At 47.1% G+C, this 18428-nt stretch carries 17 protein-coding genes; 6 read left to right on the top strand and 11 right to left on the bottom strand.

Annotation, left to right across the window (positions count from 1 at the left end; translation table 11 throughout):
- Positions 1 to 211: 211 nt before the first annotated feature.
- A complete protein-coding gene (gene glpK, locus BLV66_RS07875) occupies positions 212 to 1726 on the bottom strand; it encodes a glycerol kinase GlpK (protein WP_256327851.1) in 1515 nt (504 codons plus the stop codon).
- Positions 1727 to 2115: 389 nt separating this feature from the next.
- Here glpK and BLV66_RS07870 point away from each other — a divergent pair, with 389 nt between their 5' ends.
- From BLV66_RS07870 to BLV66_RS07845, 6 genes are all read left to right on the top strand, one after another.
- Complete coding sequence (locus tag BLV66_RS07870; protein ID WP_086985580.1) at positions 2116 to 3297, top strand: betaine/proline/choline family ABC transporter ATP-binding protein; 1182 nt, start codon at positions 2116 to 2118, stop codon at positions 3295 to 3297.
- A 2-nt stretch (positions 3298 to 3299) separates the two neighbouring features.
- Entirely contained in the window at positions 3300 to 3941 is a 642-nt protein-coding gene (locus BLV66_RS07865) for an ABC transporter permease (RefSeq protein ID WP_086986014.1), read from the top strand.
- Positions 3942 to 3943: 2 nt separating this feature from the next.
- Positions 3944 to 4894 carry an osmoprotectant ABC transporter substrate-binding protein gene (locus tag BLV66_RS07860; RefSeq protein ID WP_086985579.1) on the top strand — a complete coding sequence of 317 codons (951 nt, stop codon included), beginning with the start codon at positions 3944 to 3946 and terminating at the stop codon, positions 4892 to 4894.
- Positions 4891 to 5568, top strand: a complete 678-nt coding sequence (locus tag BLV66_RS07855; protein ID WP_281251185.1) for an ABC transporter permease — start codon at positions 4891 to 4893, stop codon at positions 5566 to 5568. The genes BLV66_RS07860 and BLV66_RS07855 overlap by 4 nt, the downstream gene beginning before the upstream one ends.
- 200 nt (positions 5569 to 5768) lie before the next feature.
- Positions 5769 to 7646 carry an asparagine synthase (glutamine-hydrolyzing) gene (asnB, locus tag BLV66_RS07850; RefSeq protein WP_086985577.1) on the top strand — a complete coding sequence of 626 codons (1878 nt, stop codon included), beginning with the start codon at positions 5769 to 5771 and terminating at the stop codon, positions 7644 to 7646.
- Positions 7647 to 7799: 153 nt separating this feature from the next.
- Entirely contained in the window at positions 7800 to 8420 is a 621-nt protein-coding gene (locus BLV66_RS07845; RefSeq protein ID WP_086985576.1) for an NAD(P)H-dependent oxidoreductase, read from the top strand.
- 52 nt (positions 8421 to 8472) lie between these two features.
- On the opposite strand, the gene BLV66_RS07840 is transcribed toward BLV66_RS07845, so the two are convergent.
- The 10 genes from BLV66_RS07840 to liaX all read right to left on the bottom strand — a co-directional run bounded on the left by BLV66_RS07840 (position 8473) and on the right by liaX (position 18412).
- Entirely contained in the window at positions 8473 to 10200 is a 1728-nt protein-coding gene (locus BLV66_RS07840; RefSeq protein ID WP_086985575.1) for a phospho-sugar mutase, read from the bottom strand.
- 166 nt (positions 10201 to 10366) lie between these two features.
- Positions 10367 to 11341 carry a thioredoxin-disulfide reductase gene (gene trxB / locus BLV66_RS07835; protein WP_086985574.1) on the bottom strand — a complete coding sequence of 325 codons (975 nt, stop codon included), beginning with the start codon at positions 11339 to 11341 and terminating at the stop codon, positions 10367 to 10369.
- 215 nt (positions 11342 to 11556) lie between these two features.
- A complete protein-coding gene (gene galU, locus BLV66_RS07830) occupies positions 11557 to 12450 on the bottom strand; it encodes a UTP--glucose-1-phosphate uridylyltransferase GalU (RefSeq protein ID WP_086985573.1) in 894 nt (297 codons plus the stop codon).
- Positions 12447 to 13493 (bottom strand): NAD(P)H-dependent glycerol-3-phosphate dehydrogenase, encoded by a 1047-nt coding sequence (locus tag BLV66_RS07825; protein WP_086985572.1) that lies wholly within the window; start codon positions 13491 to 13493, stop codon positions 12447 to 12449. Before BLV66_RS07825 ends, galU begins: the two co-directional genes overlap by 4 nt.
- 19 nt (positions 13494 to 13512) lie before the next feature.
- Positions 13513 to 14163 carry an HAD-IA family hydrolase gene (locus BLV66_RS07820; RefSeq protein WP_086985571.1) on the bottom strand — a complete coding sequence of 217 codons (651 nt, stop codon included), beginning with the start codon at positions 14161 to 14163 and terminating at the stop codon, positions 13513 to 13515.
- 7 nt (positions 14164 to 14170) lie between these two features.
- Positions 14171 to 15007, bottom strand: coding sequence for a prolipoprotein diacylglyceryl transferase (gene lgt, locus BLV66_RS07815; protein WP_086985570.1), 837 nt, complete (start codon positions 15005 to 15007; stop codon positions 14171 to 14173).
- A 22-nt stretch (positions 15008 to 15029) separates the two neighbouring features.
- On the bottom strand, positions 15030 to 15968 hold the full coding sequence (gene hprK, locus BLV66_RS07810) for an HPr(Ser) kinase/phosphatase (RefSeq protein WP_086985569.1): 939 nt from the start codon (positions 15966 to 15968) through the stop codon (positions 15030 to 15032).
- A 229-nt stretch (positions 15969 to 16197) separates the two neighbouring features.
- Positions 16198 to 16542 carry a phage holin family protein gene (locus BLV66_RS07805; RefSeq protein WP_086985568.1) on the bottom strand — a complete coding sequence of 115 codons (345 nt, stop codon included), beginning with the start codon at positions 16540 to 16542 and terminating at the stop codon, positions 16198 to 16200.
- Positions 16542 to 16859, bottom strand: coding sequence for a PspC domain-containing protein (locus BLV66_RS07800; RefSeq protein WP_086985567.1), 318 nt, complete (start codon positions 16857 to 16859; stop codon positions 16542 to 16544). Before BLV66_RS07800 ends, BLV66_RS07805 begins: the two co-directional genes overlap by 1 nt.
- A 41-nt stretch (positions 16860 to 16900) precedes the next feature.
- Entirely contained in the window at positions 16901 to 18412 is a 1512-nt protein-coding gene (gene liaX, locus BLV66_RS07795) for a daptomycin-sensing surface protein LiaX (protein ID WP_176974180.1), read from the bottom strand.
- Positions 18413 to 18428: the final 16 nt, after the last annotated feature.

Here is an 18428-nt window from a genome sequence, read left to right as displayed (position 1 = left end):
GGTATTCAACCAGAAAAGCTTACTTACTCACTTACTTGCTCCGCTAACGAGAGATAACGCTCTCCTAAACGCATTCTGATCCGCAGGGGATTCCGCTCTTTCTTAAACGCGTTCTGAATCCCAGAAATCTGTGCCTAAGCTGACTACCACACACGGACAAAAAGCGTCCGCTTTGTGTTAATCCTCTTAGTGCTCGATTTCTACCCAGGATTCATCTCGCTCTCTTGGATTTGTGTTTGAAGTGGCGGGCGGCAGCTACGGCGTTTTGCCAGCCCGCGTAGAGATCATCGCGCACTTCAGTAGGCATATTCGGATGGAATTCGCAATCGGGTTCCCAATTTTTGATGATGTCATCGGTATCCTTCCAGAATCCTACTGCCAAACCTGCCAAGTATGCGGCCCCCAGTGCGGTTGACTCCATCACTTTGGATCGAGTCAAAGTTGTGTTCAGAAGATTGCTTTGGAATTGCATCAGGAAGTTATTGTGAGCTGCTCCTCCATCGACCCGCATGTTCGTGATGACAAGTCCGGAATCCTTTTGCATTGTATCCACGACATCCTTTGTCTGATAAGCCAACGATTCGAGCGTCGCACGGATTAGGTGCGCTTTCGAAGTCCCTCTCGTCAATCCAAAGAAAGCACCACGCACATCCTGATCCCAATAGGGTGCTCCCAGGCCGACAAACGCAGGAACCATATAGACGTTCTCGTTCGATTCAAGCAATTCAGCATATTCTTCCGACTCGGCTGAAGTACGGATCAACTGGGCTTCATCGCGCAGCCATTGCAGAGCGGATCCAGCCACAAAGATGCTGCCCTCAAGGGCATAAGTCACTTCGCCGTTCAACCCGTAGGCGATTGTCGTAAGCAAGCCATTTTCCGATTTCACCGGTGTAAGGCCTGTGTTCATAACAATGAATGCGCCGGTACCGTAAGTATTTTTCACCATCCCTTGTTCAAATCCGGTCTGCCCGAAAAGAGCGGCTTGTTGATCGCCGGCGATTCCAGCTATCGGGATGCGCGAACCATAAAAATCATTTTCTTCGGTATAACCATATATTTCCGATGAAGAACAGACTTCAGGCAGCAGCGTTCGCGGAATATCCAGCAAATCCAGGATTTCCTGATCCCATTTCAAGTCGTAGATATTGAACAGCATCGTTCGGCTGGCATTGGAAACATCCGTTACATGCACCTTTTTTCCTGTCAATTTCCAGACGATCCACGTATCGATGGTGCCAAAAAGCAGTTCGCCCTTTTCAGCCCGCTCACGAGCACTCGGGATATGATCCAACAACCATTTGATTTTAGTGGCGGAAAAGTAGGAATCAATAATCAGTCCGGTTTTATTATGGATGAATTCGTTATGACCTTCCCGCTTCAGTTTGTCGGCGATTTCCGAAGTCTGGCGGGATTGCCAAACGATCGCATGGTAGATTGGCATCCCAGTAGCACGGTCCCACACAACCGTTGTCTCGCGCTGATTTGTTACCCCTATTGCCGCAATTTCTTCCGGACGAATGGCCCCCCTGATCAAAGCATCCGCTATGACTGACTGAACGCTGACCCAAATTTCATTCGCGTCGTGTTCCACCCAGCCTGGTTCAGGATAATATTGCATCAATTCACGTTGCGAAGAAGAGATGATTGTGCCTTTCTTGTCCCAGATGATTGCACGCGTGCTGGTTGTCCCCTGATCTATCGACATAATGTATTTTTTTTCCACTTGTATGCCTCTTTCCTGATTTGAAATTTATCATTGATAAAAATTAAGAAACCGTTCTCATTTTTTTATCGTCTGCGCGCATTTGCTTCTACGTATTATCCTAGCATTTTTTCCGACGAATCCCAATTATTTTTCTTTGCTCCAATGCTGCATCAGAAGCTAATATCAATTATATTGAACAGCGCATTTATCAACTTAATTTTATTAATATTTAGCAAATTTCAAAATATAAAAATTTTTAAAAAATATACCATCACCCCAACGATGGAAGCCCTCTCATTTACGTACTTATTTCACAAAGTTTTGCTCTTATTATTTGCAAAATGGCTTCCTTGCGCGGTAAGGTAGAGTAAGGAATTTGTGAAATAAAAAAACTAAGAGGTGGAACAATGATAGAATTCAAAAATTTAACCAAGCGATTCCCGGGCGGGAAAATTGCAGTGGACTCCCTGAACCTGACATTCAATGATGGAGAGTTCATTGTATTCATTGGAACAAGCGGCAGCGGCAAAACAACTTCGATGAGGATGATCAATCGCATGATCGAACCTTCCTCCGGTGAAATCCTGATTGATGGAAAAAACATCAAGGATATGAATGCGGTGGAATTGCGTCGCCAAATTGGCTACGTCATCCAGCAAATCGGTTTGATGCCACACATGACCATCTTCGAAAACATCGTCATGGTCCCAAAATTACTGAAATGGCCTGTGGAAAAACAAAAAACAATTGCAGAAGAGCTGATACAAAAAGTCGATCTTCCATTGGACTTTTTGGAACGCTACCCATCTGAACTATCCGGGGGCCAGCAACAGCGTATTGGTGTTATCCGTGCTTTGGCAGCCGACCAAGACATCATTTTGATGGATGAACCTTTCGGAGCATTAGATCCGATCACCCGTGATTCTCTGCAGGAACTTGTCAAACAGTTGCAGCAGGAATTGGGCAAAACCGTCATCTTCGTCACCCACGATATGGATGAAGCTTTGAAACTGGCAGACCGGATTGTCATCATGCAAGAAGGAAAAGTCGTCCAATTTGATACTCCCGATAATATCCTGATGGACCCTGCGAACGAATTCGTCGAAAACTTCATTGGCGAGGAACGCCTCAGCCAAGCGCGCACGAATTTCCGCACAGTGGAACAAATCATGATCCGTGGCCCGGTATCCATTTCGACTGATCAAAATCTATCAGAAGCCATCAAGCTGATGCGCACGCGTCGTGTCGACAGCTTGTTTGTGACCGATGCTGACGATGTCTTGTTGGGCATGTTGAGTGTCGAAGCGATCAACCAGAATCGACGCAGACCAGTCACTGCTGGCGAAATCCTGAGTGAAGTTTCTTTTGTCCGGGAAGGCACGCTCGTACGTGATGCTTTGCAGCGTATCCTGAAATTGGGTTACAAAAACATTCCTGTCGTGGATGCAAAAAATCATCTGATTGGCTTAATCACCCGCACGTCCATTGTGGATATGGTATACGATACGATATGGGGAGACATAGAACCCGAAATGGCGGCTGAAGAAGTAATCGAAACAACCGCAGACATTGAAACGGTTAAGGGGTGATGATAATGGACTTTTTGACAACGAACGGTTCCGAGTTACTCTTAAAAACAGGGGAGCATTTCTACATCTCAACCTTAGCTCTGATACTTGGCGTTCTGGTTGCCGTTCCTTTGGGCATTGCCTTGACCCACTTCAAGCGTTACTCCGGTTTTATCATCAGTTTTGTTTCGATTCTCCAGACAGTCCCTTCCTTGGCGTTACTTGCCTTGATGATCCCCCTTTTCGGGATCGGAAAACTTCCTGCGATCGTAGCTTTATTCATCTATTCTTTGTTGCCGATTCTGCGCAATACGTTCATCGGCATCTCGAATGTAGACAACAACATTATCGACTCAGCAAAAGGGATGGGGTTGACCGACAATCAGATCATTCTTCAGGTGAAATTGCCTTTGGCAGCTCCAGTCATCATGTCCGGAATCCGCTTGGCGGGAGTGTACGTCATCGCCTGGGCGACGCTCGCTTCGTATATAGGAGCTGGCGGTTTGGGTGATTATATTTTTAACGGATTGAATGTATACGATCAGGAAATGATCATTTGGGGAACTTTGCCGGTGACCGTATTGGCTTTATTGGCTGATTTCCTTCTTGGAAAGCTTGAACGTTTCGTTTCTCCACAGACAACATCTGCAAAAGGAGGAAACTGAGCATGAAGAAACACATGAAGAAATGGTTGTTGTTTCCACTGACGTCACTTTTGTTGGCAGCCTGCTCCTTGCCTGGCCTTGGCGCATCGGTGAACAATGAAGGCATCGTCATCACCGGTGGGACAACGACAGAAATGCAAATATTGAGTTATATGGTCAGAGGGATGGTCGAACATTACCTGCCGGATGCTTCTGTCGATATGGTCAATAATCTCGGCTCATCGACACTGAATCATCAAGCTATGATCGGCGGGGATGCGAATGTATCGGCTGCCCGCTATACAGGGACGTCGCTGACCGGTGAATTGGGCATGGAACCTCTTACGGATCCAGCATTGGCGTTCCAGACAGTCGTCGAGGGTTTCGATGAGCAATTCGATCAAGTTTGGTTCCCATCCTATGGTTTTGCCAACACGTACGCATTTTTGGTGACACGTGAATTTGCCGAAGAAAATAATTTGGAGACCATCAGCGACCTCGCGACATTGGCCCCAAATCTGAGAGCCGGCGTCGACAACTCTTGGATGGAGCGGGAAGGTGACGGTTATGAAGCATTCAAAACGACATACGGCTTTGACTTCCAACGCGTTTATCCGATGCAGGTCGGTCTCGTCTACGATGCTTTGCAAGCGGACGAAATGGATATCGTTTTGGGCTATTCCACGGACGGGCGGATCGCGAGCTATGATCTGGTCGTTCTCGAAGACGATCTCCAGCTGTTCCCGCCTTATGACGCCAGCCCGGTTGCCACCAAAGAGATTTTGGAGGCTTATCCTGAACTGGAGACCATCCTGCTGAAATTGGAGGACACGCTGACTGACGAGATGATGCAGGCGATGAACTACGAAGTGGATAACGACTTGGTAGAAGCCCAAACAGTCGCCCAAACTTTCCTGGAAGAGAACAGCTATTTTGAAGATAAAGAAGTTACGTCCTTAAAGGAGGGAAAATGATGAACCTCAGTGAAATGAATATGCTCCAGCAGCTGCTCTACTATTATGGGGAAAATGCCAGCTACGTCTTCGAACAATTCACCCGCCACTTTCTGATTTCCATTTATGGGGTGCTGTTCGCCGCAATTGTAGCCATTCCGCTCGGTTTCTGGATCGCACGGAATAAAAAACTGGCGGATTGGATCATCGGCGCCGCAAATGTCATCCAGACCATCCCTTCTCTGGCGCTGTTATCCATTTTGATGCTGGGACTCGGACTCGGGTCGGATACCGTCATTGCGACCGTCTTCCTGTATTCGCTGCTGCCGATCATCAAAAACACCTATACGGGTGTGCGAAATGTGGATGCCGCTTTGTTGGATACGGGTAAAGGCATGGGGATGACGCGGATGCAATTGACTTATCTGATCGAATTACCGTTGTCGCTTTCCGTCATTATGGCCGGCTTGCGGAATGCCTTGGTGGTTGCTATCGGCATCACCGCCATCGGCACCTTCATCGGCGCCGGCGGTTTGGGGGATATCATTTCCCGCGGCGTCAATGCGACGAACGGGACAGCCATCATCCTTGCCGGCGCGATTCCAACCGCCCTGATGGCCGTTCTTGCCGATTGGCTGTTGGGTCTGATGGAAAAACGTCTGGATCCCTCCAGTAAAGTTAAACGTACCCGTTGAGTGCTCAAAATACGCAGTGAAGTTGAAGGACAAGGTCGTTCCCTACAAAGTGGAACGCCTTGTTTTTGATTCCTGTAGATTCCGCCGAGCTTTCCCATCGGATAATTTCTTTTAATGATTTTCCATTTGTGATAGAATAGATTGGACTCTAGACGGACAGACATTCTGATCTAGCAAGAGATACTTAAGGAGTGGTATAAATGTGTGGTTTTGTTGGATATATCCATGGATCGACTGCATGGAACCATCAGACTGTGATTGAAGGTATGATGAATAGGATCGTCCACCGCGGGCCAGACAGCGGCGGCATGTATTCTGATGACAAGGTAACGTTAGGCTTCCGCCGATTGAGCATCATCGACCTTTCCGATAACGGGAAGCAACCGATGTACAGTGCCGATGGAAATTTGGTATTAGTGTTCAATGGCGAAATCTTCAACTTCCAGGAGTTGCGCGAAGATCTGAAGCAAAAAGGGCACGTCTTCCATTCCAAAACGGACAGTGAAGTTTTGATCTATGGCTACAAAGAATACGGTTATGACTTCGTGAAACAACTGCGCGGCATGTTTGCGTTCGCAATCTGGGACAAAGTGAACGATACGATGTTCATCGCCCGTGACGGCTTCGGCATCAAACCGTTGTACTATACAACAAATACAACCGACGGCAGCTTGCTTTTCGGTTCTGAAATCAAGTCATTTTTGGCTCACCCTGCTTTCATTAAAGAAGTGAACAAAGATGCTTTGCGCCCTTACTTGACGCTGCAATATTCTTCGATGGGTGAAACCTTCTTCAAAGGCGTCCACAAATTGAAACCGGCGCATTATATGGTGCTGAAAGGCAACGATATCCATACGGTCGAATATTGGGACAAAAAGTTCCATGCCGAAAACGGTACTTTGGAGAGCTATGTGGAAGAAGTCAAAGCAACAATGGCCGATTCTGTCCGCGCCCATAAAATCAGTGATGTAAAGACAGGCGCTTTCCTGTCCGGCGGCGTCGATTCCAGCTTGGTAACAGCCTTGATGAAACCGGAAAAATCCTTCTCGGTCGGCTTCTCCGAATATGAAAAAATGTTCAACGAAACCAACCAAGCTGCCGATCTTTCTGAAATCTTGGGCATCGAGAATGTCCGCAAGTACATTTCTCCTGAAGAAGCTTTCCATGCCTTGCCTACCATCCAATACCATATGGATGAACCGCAATCAAATCCGTCTTCCGTTCCTTTGTATTTCTTGGCCGAATTGGCGAAGAAAGACGTGACGGTCGTACTTTCAGGTGAAGGTGCAGATGAAATTTTCGGCGGCTACTCTTGGTATGAACCATCCAAGAAAATGGAAACTTATGAAAAAGTCCCTTACAGCCTAAGAAAAGGCATCGGCAAATTGGCCCACAAACTGCCGAAGAATACCTTGACGACCTTCCTGGTCAAAGGCGGCCAAAAAGTGGAAGAACGCTTCATCGGCCAGGCCATCGTCTGGGACGAAGAAGAAGCTGTGGATATCCTGAAGCCAGCATATAAAAATGGCCCGGATATCCGCTCGATCACCAAACCGATCTATGACGAAGTCAAAGGCCAAGATGATGTGACGAAGATGCAGTATCTCGATCTGAACCTCTGGATGCCTGGGGATATCCTGTTGAAAGCCGACAAGATGAGCATGGCCCATTCGTTGGAGCTTCGCGTACCTTTCCTGGACAAAGAGGTCATGGAATTGGCGAAACGCATCCCTTCCGATTACCGCGTCAACGAAATCGATACGAAATATGTGCTGCGCAGAGCGGCTGCCGATGTCCTACCGGAAGAATGGGCGAAACGTCCGAAATTGGGCTTCCCTACTCCTATCCGTCACTGGTTGCGTGAAGAAGAATTCTACAACGAAGTCAGAAAAGCTTTTGCTTCCGACTATGCAGGAGAATTTTTCGACACCGAAAAGCTTGTGCAGATTCTCGATGACAACTACACGAAGAAATTGGATTACGGCCGTCAGATCTGGACTGCCTACATCTTCCTCGTCTGGTACAAACGTTTCTTCATCGATGAAACGCCTCTGTCCGCGGAAGCTTTCGTAGCTTAAGATTGTTGATTCAAAATGCAAAAGAGAGTTGCCCGACAAGGGTAACTCTCTTTTTTACCTGTTCCTCTCGTTTGTAGGTAGTGGTTATGCTTTATCATCTGTGCATGTAAATGGTATCATGTAGGTATAACAAATTGGAAAGAAGGTTATTCTATGGCCAGAGTTTTAGTTGTGCGCGCGCATCCGTTCGACAGCAGCGTCTCCCGTTCCATGAAAGTCCTGGATGCTTTTCTGGAGGAATACAAAGCTGTGAATCCTTACGATCGCATCAAGGACATGAATCTTTACGAAGTCGCCATCCCAGAAATCGACCGGGATCTTTTGACTGCCTGGAAGGAATTGTCGAAAGGCGTGCTGTTTGATCAATTGACTTCCCGTCAGCAGGAAAAAGTGACGCTCTTCAATCACTACACGGATGATTTCTTGTCCATGGACAAGATCATTATCGCTAATCCGCTATGGAACATGCATGTGCCAGGTCGTCTGAAAACGTGGATCGATACCATCACGGTTGCCGGTCAGACATTCCGTTACACGGAATCCGGAGCCGTCGGAATGGTCCCAGATAAAAAATTGCTGCATATCCAAGCGAACGGCGGCCTCTTCGACGGACGTGACCCTGCCAGCCAGTACATCAAGAGCATTTTCCGCTTCCTTGGAGTCGAAGAAATCTCGCAACTGTTCGTCGAAGGAATGGATACATATCCGGACCGTGCTGATGAGATCGTTGCGGATGCGATCGAAAAAGCCAAACAATTGGCCAGGACTTTCTGATAAACCTTCAAACAAAAAAGAAGCCCGCGGGCTTCTTTTTTTCTAGCATTCCTTATTCAGCGGTCAACGTACGGATGCTTGCCTCAAAAGCAGCGACTTTTTCGTCGACTGCAACTTGGCTCTCAGCCTTCGCACCGATATAGAATTTAATTTTTGGTTCTGTTCCGCTGGGACGGATAGCGATCCAGCTGCCATCCTCAAGGAAGTATTTCAGCACATTCGAGCTCGGCATATCGATGCTTTCCGTGGAGCCGTCAGTGAATGTCTTCGTTGAGTTGCCAAAGTCTTCCGTGATTGATACGGCGATGCCTGCGAATTCTGCTGGTGCTTCCGAACGGAATTTAGCCATCAGCGCTTTGATCTTTTCTGCTCCAGTGATGCCGGACATCGTGACGGAAATCGTCTGTTCTTTATAATAGCCGTGTGTTTCGAATATTTCAACCAAACCATCATACAATGTTTGGCCTTTTTTCTTGTAGTAAGCCGCTACTTCAGCAATCAGCACTAAGGCTTGGATGGCGTCTTTGTCGCGTACGAATGGTTTTGCCAGATAACCATAGCTTTCCTCGAAACCGAACAAGAATTCCTTGCTGTGGTCTTCTTCGTACTGTTTGATTTTTTCTGCGATGAATTTGAATCCAGTCAGAACATCCACCATATCCACACCGTAAAATTTTGCGATTGCGGTCGGCAACTCACTGGATACGATCGATTTAAGGGCTGTACCGTTGGAGGGTAATGTGCCGGCTGCTTTTTTCGCGCGTAACAAGTAATCCAGCATTAATGCAGCAATTTGGTTACCCGTCAAAACAACGTACTCGCCTTTTGCTTTGCGGACGGCTGCACCCAAGCGGTCAGCATCCGGATCGGTCGCGACCAAAATATCAGCATCCAGTTCCGTACCCAGTTTGATGGCGTATTCGAATGCGCCTGCTTCTTCTGGATTCGGTGATTTCACGGTGGAAAAATTCGGATCGGCCACTGCCTGTTCGGGAACGAGGTAGATACCTTCAAAACCGGCGTTCTTCAAGGCACGTTCACCCATCATCTGGCCAGTGCCATGCAGGGGAGTGAAGACCAATTTCATTTCTTTGCTCATTTCATGGACAAGGGCGGAATCTACGGTCACTGTTTTGACTAGATCAAGGTAAATTGCATCGATCTCTTCCCCAAGCATTTTGATCAAGCCGGCTGCCTTCAGCTCTGCTTCATCACCCACTTGGATCGTCAGTGGATTTTCGATCGCTCTTACATATTCAGTCAAAGCATCTGCATCGTCAGGAGTCATCTGGCCGCCGTCGTCTCCATATACTTTATAACCGTTGTAATCAGCCGGGTTATGACTCGCTGTGATCATGATCCCCGTTAGCGCATTCAAATGTCTTACCGCAAAGGACAACTCAGGTGTTGGTCGCAAGCTTTCAAAAACGAAAGCCGGAATACCGTGCGCCCCCAATGTTTTCGCTGCCTCCATCGCAAACTCCGGAGATTGGTGTCTGGAATCATATGCAATCGCGACGCCGCGTTTTTTCTCTTCTTCACCTTTCGCCTCCATCAAACGGGCCAATCCTTCGGTGGCTTGACGTACTGTGTAGATGTTCATCCGGTTGATGCCGACTCCCAGGATACCGCGCATACCTGCCGTTCCGAATTCCAGCGGAGCAAAAAAAGCATCTTTCAGCGCTTCTTCATTTCCCTCCAAAGACTTTAATTCTTCTTTTAATGTAGATTCTAATAAGGCAAAATTATTCCATTGTGCAATGGTTTCTTGATAAGACATTTTCATCATCCTTCCATATTAGTTTAGCTATATTATAACATTATTTGCATCCCATTTGAGTGAAAAGATGGAATCTACAAAAAAAGTTCATGCTCTGAAATCAGAGCATGAACTTTAGTGATATTTATCGATTTGACAACAAATTTACGGTTGCATGATGATCAATTCAGTCCGTTGTCTCGGCAGCAGCTTCAGCAGCTGCCAGACGGTCATGCAAGCCTTCGATGTATGAAAAAGCACGATTCCCGGCTTCCCCACCATCTCCGACGGCAGTCGTGATTTGGCGCAGAAGCTTCTGACGGACATCCCCGATGGCAAATATGCCCGGTACGGCCGTTTCCATGTGCTCATTCGTGATGATCCAGCCTTCTTCATCCGTGATCCCCAGATCAAGGAAGGCATCCGATTGCGGCAAAATACCGACGTAGATGAAGACGCCGTCCACTGCATTTTCCGTGATTTCGTTGGTGTGCTTGTTCCTGATCACCACACCCGTGACTTTTTGTCCGTCTCCCTTAATTTCTTCCACAAAGGAATCCCATGTAAAGGAAACTTTCGCATTCTTGAAGGCACGGTCCTGAATGATTTTTTGGGCGCGCAATGTATCCCGTCGATGCACGATGTTAACGTCCTCCGCGAATTGCGTCAAGTAAGTCCCTTCCTCCACGGCAGAATCACCACCGCCGACCACTGCCAATTTTTTGCCTTTAAAGAAGGCACCGTCACAGACGGCACAATAGGAAACGCCTCGGCCATTGTACTGGTCTTCTCCGGGAACTCCCAATTTGCGGTGGTGGGAGCCGGTTGCGATGATGACAGCACGCGTTTTATAGGATTTTTTGCCTGCTTCGACGATGCGGTAATCACCATCGACAACAATGCGTTTCACATCTCCGTAAGCGTGCTGGGCTCCGAATTGCATGGAGCTCTCGTACATCCTTTCAGCCAGCTCCGGACCCAATATCGATTTGAAGCCAGGATAATTTTCAATTTCGGCCGTATTAATCATTTCGCCGCCTGGAACGCCACGTTCCAGCATCAAGGTGCTCAAATTCGAACGGGAGGCATAAAGCGCCGCAGTCATTCCGCCTGGTCCGGCTCCGATGACGATGACGTCATAAATTTTTTCAGTTTGTTCCATGTTTAGTGTATCTCCTTCTGGTGTTAAGTCTATTCCGGGCTAGTACCGAAATCTGATTCTTATTCAGTTTACTCTGACTTTATTTTTTGTGCCACAATTCTGCTCAGGGTGCCGCATTGATGGAGAAGAAGCCGAGCCATGAATCGCAGAACGATTGATGGCTCGGCCTCTCTTATTTTATTCAAAAATCAATTGGCTTTGGATTGCCTAAATGGCTACTTGCCTTCGTCCTCGGCAACCAATTTTTCGCCCAGTTCTACCAGATATTTTTTCAATTTATCTTTTATTTCAGGATGGGTCAGACCGTAAGAAATGCTAGTCGTCAGGAAACCGAATTTGTCTCCGACATCAAACCGCTTGCCGTCGAAGCGTTTTGCGAAGACGCGTTGCGTCTGGTTCAGCGTATCGATGGCGTCGGTCAATTGGATTTCCCCGCCGGCACCTGGGTTCTGATTTTCCAAAATTTCGAAAATTTCTGGAGTCAGCAAGTAACGGCCGATGATCGCTAAATTACTCGGAGCATCTTCTGGATTCGGTTTTTCGACGAATCTGCGGACGTTGAACAGGCCAGGCTCTAATTCCTGATCGGGATCGATGATTCCGTATTTGGATGTTTCTTCATGCGGCACTTCCATCACAGCGATGTTCGAAGCATGTGTGCGCTCGTAAGCATCCATCAATTGTTTGGTCAACGGCACTTCATCTTCCATCAGATCATCCCCAAGCATGACAACGAAAGGCTCATCACCGACAAAGGCTTTTGCCTGCAAAACCGCATGACCCAATCCCAATGGATAAGATTGACGGACGAAATGGATGCGCAAACCGGTCGTTTCCTGCACCAATTCAAGCAATTCATTTTTGCCTTTTTCACGCAGATTCGCTTCCAACTCGATATTCGAATCAAAATGGTCTTCGATCGGACGTTTGCTTTTTCCGGTTACGATCAGGATATCTTCGATCCCTGATGCTATTGCCTCTTCGACGATGAATTGAATGGTCGGCTTATCGACGATAGGCAACATTTCTTTTGCCATCGCTTTCGTTGCAGGTAAAAAACGCGTTCCGAATCCCGCAGCAGGAATCACTGCTTTTCTGACTTTCTTCATATTGACTGGCTCCCCTTTTCCACATTTTGAGAAGATTGTTCCGCTTTGCCTTCGCGCAGCATCAATTCCTCGATTGCTTTTTTAACATCGACTTTCTCGTACAACACTTTATAGATGGCTTCCGTGATCGGCATTTCGATACCTTTTTCTTTAGCCAATTCATAAGCGGCTTTTGTTGTCGCCACGCCTTCAACGACCATTCCCATATTTTTCAGCACTTCATCCAAGTCCTGGCCTTTACCAATCAGGTCCCCGGCTCGCCAGTTCCGTGAGTGGCGGCTTGTGCCAGTAACGATCAGATCGCCCACCCCGCTCAAACCGAAGAAGGTCATTGGATCGGCTCCAAAGGCTGTGCCGAGTCGGCTGATTTCAGCCAATCCGCGCGTCATCAAAGCCGCTTTCGCGTTGTCGCCATAGCCCAATCCATGGAGCGCTCCTGCACCTACCGCGATGATGTTCTTCAAAGCAGCACCCAACTCAACCCCGATGACATCCGTGTTCCGGTAAACCCGGAAATAGGGATTCATGAACAGTTTTTGAACATACCCTGCATCCTCCTCGCTCTCGGATGCGGCCGTGATTGTTGTGATGTCTTTTTTGGCCACTTCTTCCGCATGGCTCGGTCCGGAAAGGACAACTAAGCTGTCGTACTTTTCAGCCGGAATCTCTTCCTGGATGATGACGGAAATCCGCTTATGCGTATCCTGCTCCAAACCTTTGCTTGCATGGATCAGATGCGGCTTCGTTTGTCCGTCCAACAGCGTTGCGACTTCTTTCGCGACCACGCGGATCGCTTTTGTCGGCAGTACGAACAAGAGCGCGTCTGCTTCGTTTATGGCGGCTTTCAGATCTGTGTATGCCACAATCGCTTCACTTAACTTGGCACCTGGCAAGTAATGCTCATTCGTGTGTCTTTCGTTGATTTCTTTGATTTGTTTCGGGTCATTCCCCCAAAGGCGGACATCATGCCCATTCTCATCCAATACCATGGATAAGGCTGTTCCCCAAGAACCTGCCCCCAATACGGCGACTTTTTGTTTCATTTTGCTCGCTTCCCCTCGATTAAACTCTCACACCGGAAAGAATGTACTCTTCCAACTCCTGTGGATCGTTGACTATTTTTGTTGGCCGATATGGTTGGATGAAGGCAGTCGTTTTTTCGGACCAGCCTACAAAAATGCTTGTCACACCAGCATTATTGCCTGCGACTATATCGTGATGATTGTCCCCGACCATTACGCTGGTTTCCCTTTCGGCGTCCAGACGCTCCATAGCCAGGAAGAGTGATTCGGGATCGGGTTTCGGTTGCGAAAAATCGCCTGAGCCGAGGATCGTATCAAAATAATCTGTGATCCCAAGGATAGCGATACCCCGTTTCAGCACATCGCTGCGCTTCGTCGATACGACACCCAAGCTGAGGCCTTCTTGTTTGAGGTTCTCAAGCACTTCTTTTATGCCTGGAAAAATGCCGATCATTTCATCATGCTTCTCCAGCATAACTTCCCTGTAGCGGGCGACTAGTTCATCCTGTCTTCCTTGATCAAGATTCCCATATATTTCCTCTAAACTTGGACCGTTGAACTGAGCCATTTCCTCTTTTTTGAACCGGCCCGGAAAATTTTCCTCCATGACGACAAAATGGCTTTCGCTGATGAGCCTGTTCGTGTCGGCAATCGTGCCGTCAAAATCAAATAATACTGTTTTGAATTTCATTACTCTATTATGCTCCCTTTCTGGTGATGTCTGTGTAGTAGGGATCAGGTGGATAATTATTTCTGCGTCTGTATGCCCAGATTCCCATTGCTCCAAGGAAGAGCAGGATGGACAGCGCCTGTGAAACCCGGATAGGTCCGAATAGATACAGGCTGTCCGTGCGCATGCCTTCGATAAAGAAACGGCCGAACGAGTACCACATGACATAAGTGAACATCACTTCTCCGACACGCAACAGCTGTCCTTTTCTGCGCAGGAACAGGATCAGCACAAAACCGGCCAACGACCAAAGTGATTCGTATAAGAAGGTTGGGTGGTAATATATTCCGTTTATGTTCATCTGTTCAATGATGAATTCGGGCAGGAACAAATTTTCCAAAAAGGCGCGGCTCACTTCCTCACCATGCGCTTCTTGGTTCATGAAATTCCCCCATCTGCCGATGGATTGCGCAATCAGGACTGCGGGTGCCAAAATATCCATCGTCAATGCAAAAGAAATCCCTTTTCGTTTTGTGTACCAGTAAATTGTCAAAATCCCGGCTATCAATGCCCCATAAATGGCGATGCCACCATTCCAAATCTGAATGATTTCGCCTGGGTTCTGCAAATAATAATCCAATTCAAACAATACATAGTAAATGCGGGCGCCGATGATTCCAAGCGGTATCGTCCAGAACATCATATCGACAATAAAATCCGGATCCAACCCCTTTTTCTCGGCCTCTTTCGTTGCCAATGTCATGGCAATGAGGATGCCTACCGCGATGATGACACCATACCAACGGATTTCCAACCCACCGAACGACAATGCGACGGGGTTCAATGCGGCTATCAAGTTAATCATTTATCTACTCCTTCATTCATGCCTAATCATTTTTTTGGACATTCTCTTTTATCAAAGCTTCCAAATTTCTTTCGAAAGTCTCAGCGGCGTTGTAGCCCATTGTTTTCGCACGGAAATTCATAGCCGCCACTTCGATGATGATGGCAAGATTTCGCCCGGTTTTTACTGGAATCGTGATTTTAGGGATGCCGACACCCAGAATGTTTACAATCTCCTCTGTGCTGCCCAGACGTTCAAACTTTTTGTCTTTGCTCCAAAGCTCTAGGTTAACGATCAGATTGACTTCATTGGTCTGTTTGACTGCTCCGGCTCCGAACAGCGTCATCACATCGATGATGCCGATTCCGCGAATTTCGATCAGATGGCGTAGGATGCCCGGTGCCTCACCGATCAGCGTATTTTCATCATGTTGATACAGATCAACGCGATCGTCAGCAACCAGCCGGTGTCCTTTTTGGATCAATTCCAAAGCCGTTTCCGACTTCCCGACGCCGCTGTCTCCTGTAATCATGACGCCCATTCCAAAAACATCCACGAAAACCCCATGCATAGAAACCCGTTCCGCCAACTTGCCTTCAAGGAAATTGGTGATGTTACTGGATACTCTTGTCGTTCTGGACTGCGCCGAAAGAATCGGTATGCCGGCTTCCTGCGCGGCTTTCGTCAATTCTGCTGGCGCCTGCAGCTTGCGTCCGATAACGAAGCAAGGTGTCTCTTTGCTGCATAGTCGCCTCATGACGATCAGGCGCTCTTCGGCGGTCATCCTCTCGATGAATGTCAGTTCCGTTTTCCCCAACAACTGGATACGGGCCGACGGGTAGAAATTAAAGAAACCTGTCAACTCGACGCCGGGCCTGGAGATTTCGCTGGTCGTGATTTTGTTTTCCAAAAATTCTTCTCCGCTCAGTACAATATACCCTGAAGAATCCACTAATTCCTTTACAGTGACTGTATTCGCCATTCTTATCCCTCGCTCTATCATTTAATTTCCTGACCCCGATCAGGCAGGATTTTTTTACATTTTTGTCTTGCCGCAAACAATGATTGCATCGCTTGTGGTTTATTGTATTCCTATCCATCATAACATTTTATGCATGCATACGAAAGAACAAAAAGGCAGCTGAAACAATCGTTTCAGCTGCCTTACTTTATGTTATTTGGTGCTAAGCACCGCAGCGTAACCCTGTTGGTTAACGCGCGTCATCCCTGTTCAGGAACATATGCACGATCGACATGATCAAAGCCACTAGGAACGCTGTGCCGTAGCTCGTGAAGTGGAATCCGGGACCGACCAACCAAGACGTAAGATACAGCATAAAGCCATTGATGACGAAGCTGAACAAGCCGAACGTAAGGATTGTGATCGGGAACGAGAGGATTGAAAGCACCGGTTTAATCAAAAAGTTGACGATGCCTAAAATGATGCTGGCCCAAAATGCCGTCCAAAGGCTATGCACATAGAACGAAGGTGCCATAAAATAAGCCAGAGCGATGAACACTAACGAATTGACGGCCGCTTTCTTCCAAAATCCCATCAAAAATCACTCCAGTCGTCCTCTTCTTGTTTTTCCACTGGTTTTGCTTCTTTTACAGATCTAGAGGCATCGGAACTGCGGCGGGACGATGAAGAACCATATTTACCACCGAATGATTGCCCATCGCCGCTTTGGCCCGGTTCAGGCATCAGTACAGCCATCAGGATGTACAGCAATACAGGTGATCCGACACCCGCAAATACGGAAATCAGAAATATCACACGCACAATCGTCGAGTCGATGCCGAAGTATTCGGAAATACCTCCCAGAACACCGCTGACTTGTCTGTCTGTAGCAGATTTAGTTAATTTTTTCATGTTCGTTCTCTCCTTATATATGCCATTTATTGTCGCTATTTTTAGTTATTTTTTAAGAATATGTTTCCTGTTGTTGTCTTTAATTCTACCATAACCGGCGCTTCCTCGTCCATTCGTCTGAATTCCAAGTACTTGTTGGTGTGTTCATTTTTTTGACGGATGATTTCAATGTTTTCCATTCGATTCATGATTTTTCCCAAAGAGCTACTGGCTTTCACTTCTGCACTTTTGGCAGCCGGCAAAGACAGTTTAACGGAACCATTGACAGAGCTGGCTTGAATTTGTTTTGCGTTGATTCCCGGATAGGAAATTTTCACATCGCCGTTCACAACGGAAACAGTTGCGCTGATGACATCACTCTTGATCGTCAGACTGCCGTTTATAGTCTTCGCCAGAACATCAACGATTGTACTTTCTGAAACGTCCAAACTCCCATTGACGCCATCCATCTCCAACATGATGGCCTTGAGACCTGAGATGACCATATTGCCATTGGTGGATTTGATGTAAAAATCTTTTCCTTCAATGTTTTTCAAAGTTGCATTCCCGTTCAGCATCTTGATTGCGACATAATCGTATTCGCGTTTCGGCAAAGAGACGACGATATCGCATTTCACTCTTTTGTTCGGAACGCGGAAAGTAAATTTATCCTCATCCATCACCAGCGTGCTCCGAGCCTCGAATGCTTCCTTCGCTGTTGCTTCTTCAGTTTTCCCATAGATTTTCACATCCGCGGCGACCGAAATAGTTTCGTTATCCCAACTTTGCAACGTCACGTTGCCGTTTGCCAGTTGGAAATCAAGAATCGTCGCTGTATTTTGATCGAATGTGAATTCATGCTGGAATTTGCTGGTGATCAATCCAGGGATCTTGATATTAAAATCAGTGTCCTTCCAATCGACATTCTCTACGACCGTTTGTACCGTGTCGGTCAAAAATTTACTTAATTGTGTGCCTGCTTTGGTGAGGCGATCGGCGAAATTGGCGGCTGTGTCCTTCCATTCCTCTTTATTGCCCAGTTTCTCGCCAAAGGATTTCACGCTGTTTTCCACATGCTCCTTCTTGAGGCTGCGCATTTTTTGTTCCATCTCGACTTTTTCGGCTTCCAGTGCGGCAGCTTGCCCACGCAGACCATCCAGCTCTTCATCCAAGCGCATCAGCGTGATTTCTTGTTCACCCGTCAAATCGCCCAGTTCATCGGCTGTGGCCAATTCTTGCCTTTTTTCGGCTTTATCGTTGATCTGTTTTTTCAGCGATTGCAATGCTTCGCCCTTCGCATCGATTTGAGAGGAAAAATAGGAAATTTCGCTAGCCAGTTCATCCAAAATCTTTTCCAAATTTTCCTGGTCTTCCCGCTCTTGAGCAGATGCTTGATCGGTTTGCTCTGTGTAATCTGATGTAGCATCAGGTTTATCTGTAAAATCTTGCTGCTGATTCAATTTCACAGCATCTTTTCCTTCGCGCTTCGCCAAGTTTTCCAAAAGTACCAAGGCTTCTTCTGTAGTAATGATGCCTTCTTTTACCAACGCCAAAATACGGTCTCTTTCATTCATGGTAGTTCCTCCTTGA

The sequence above is a fragment of the Trichococcus collinsii genome (assembly GCF_900107505.1).
In the GTDB taxonomy this organism is placed as follows: Bacteria; Bacillota; Bacilli; order Lactobacillales; family Aerococcaceae; genus Trichococcus; species Trichococcus collinsii.
The sequence above is the reverse complement of the archived record's forward strand: the minus strand, read 5'-3'. Positions and strand labels throughout refer to the sequence as shown.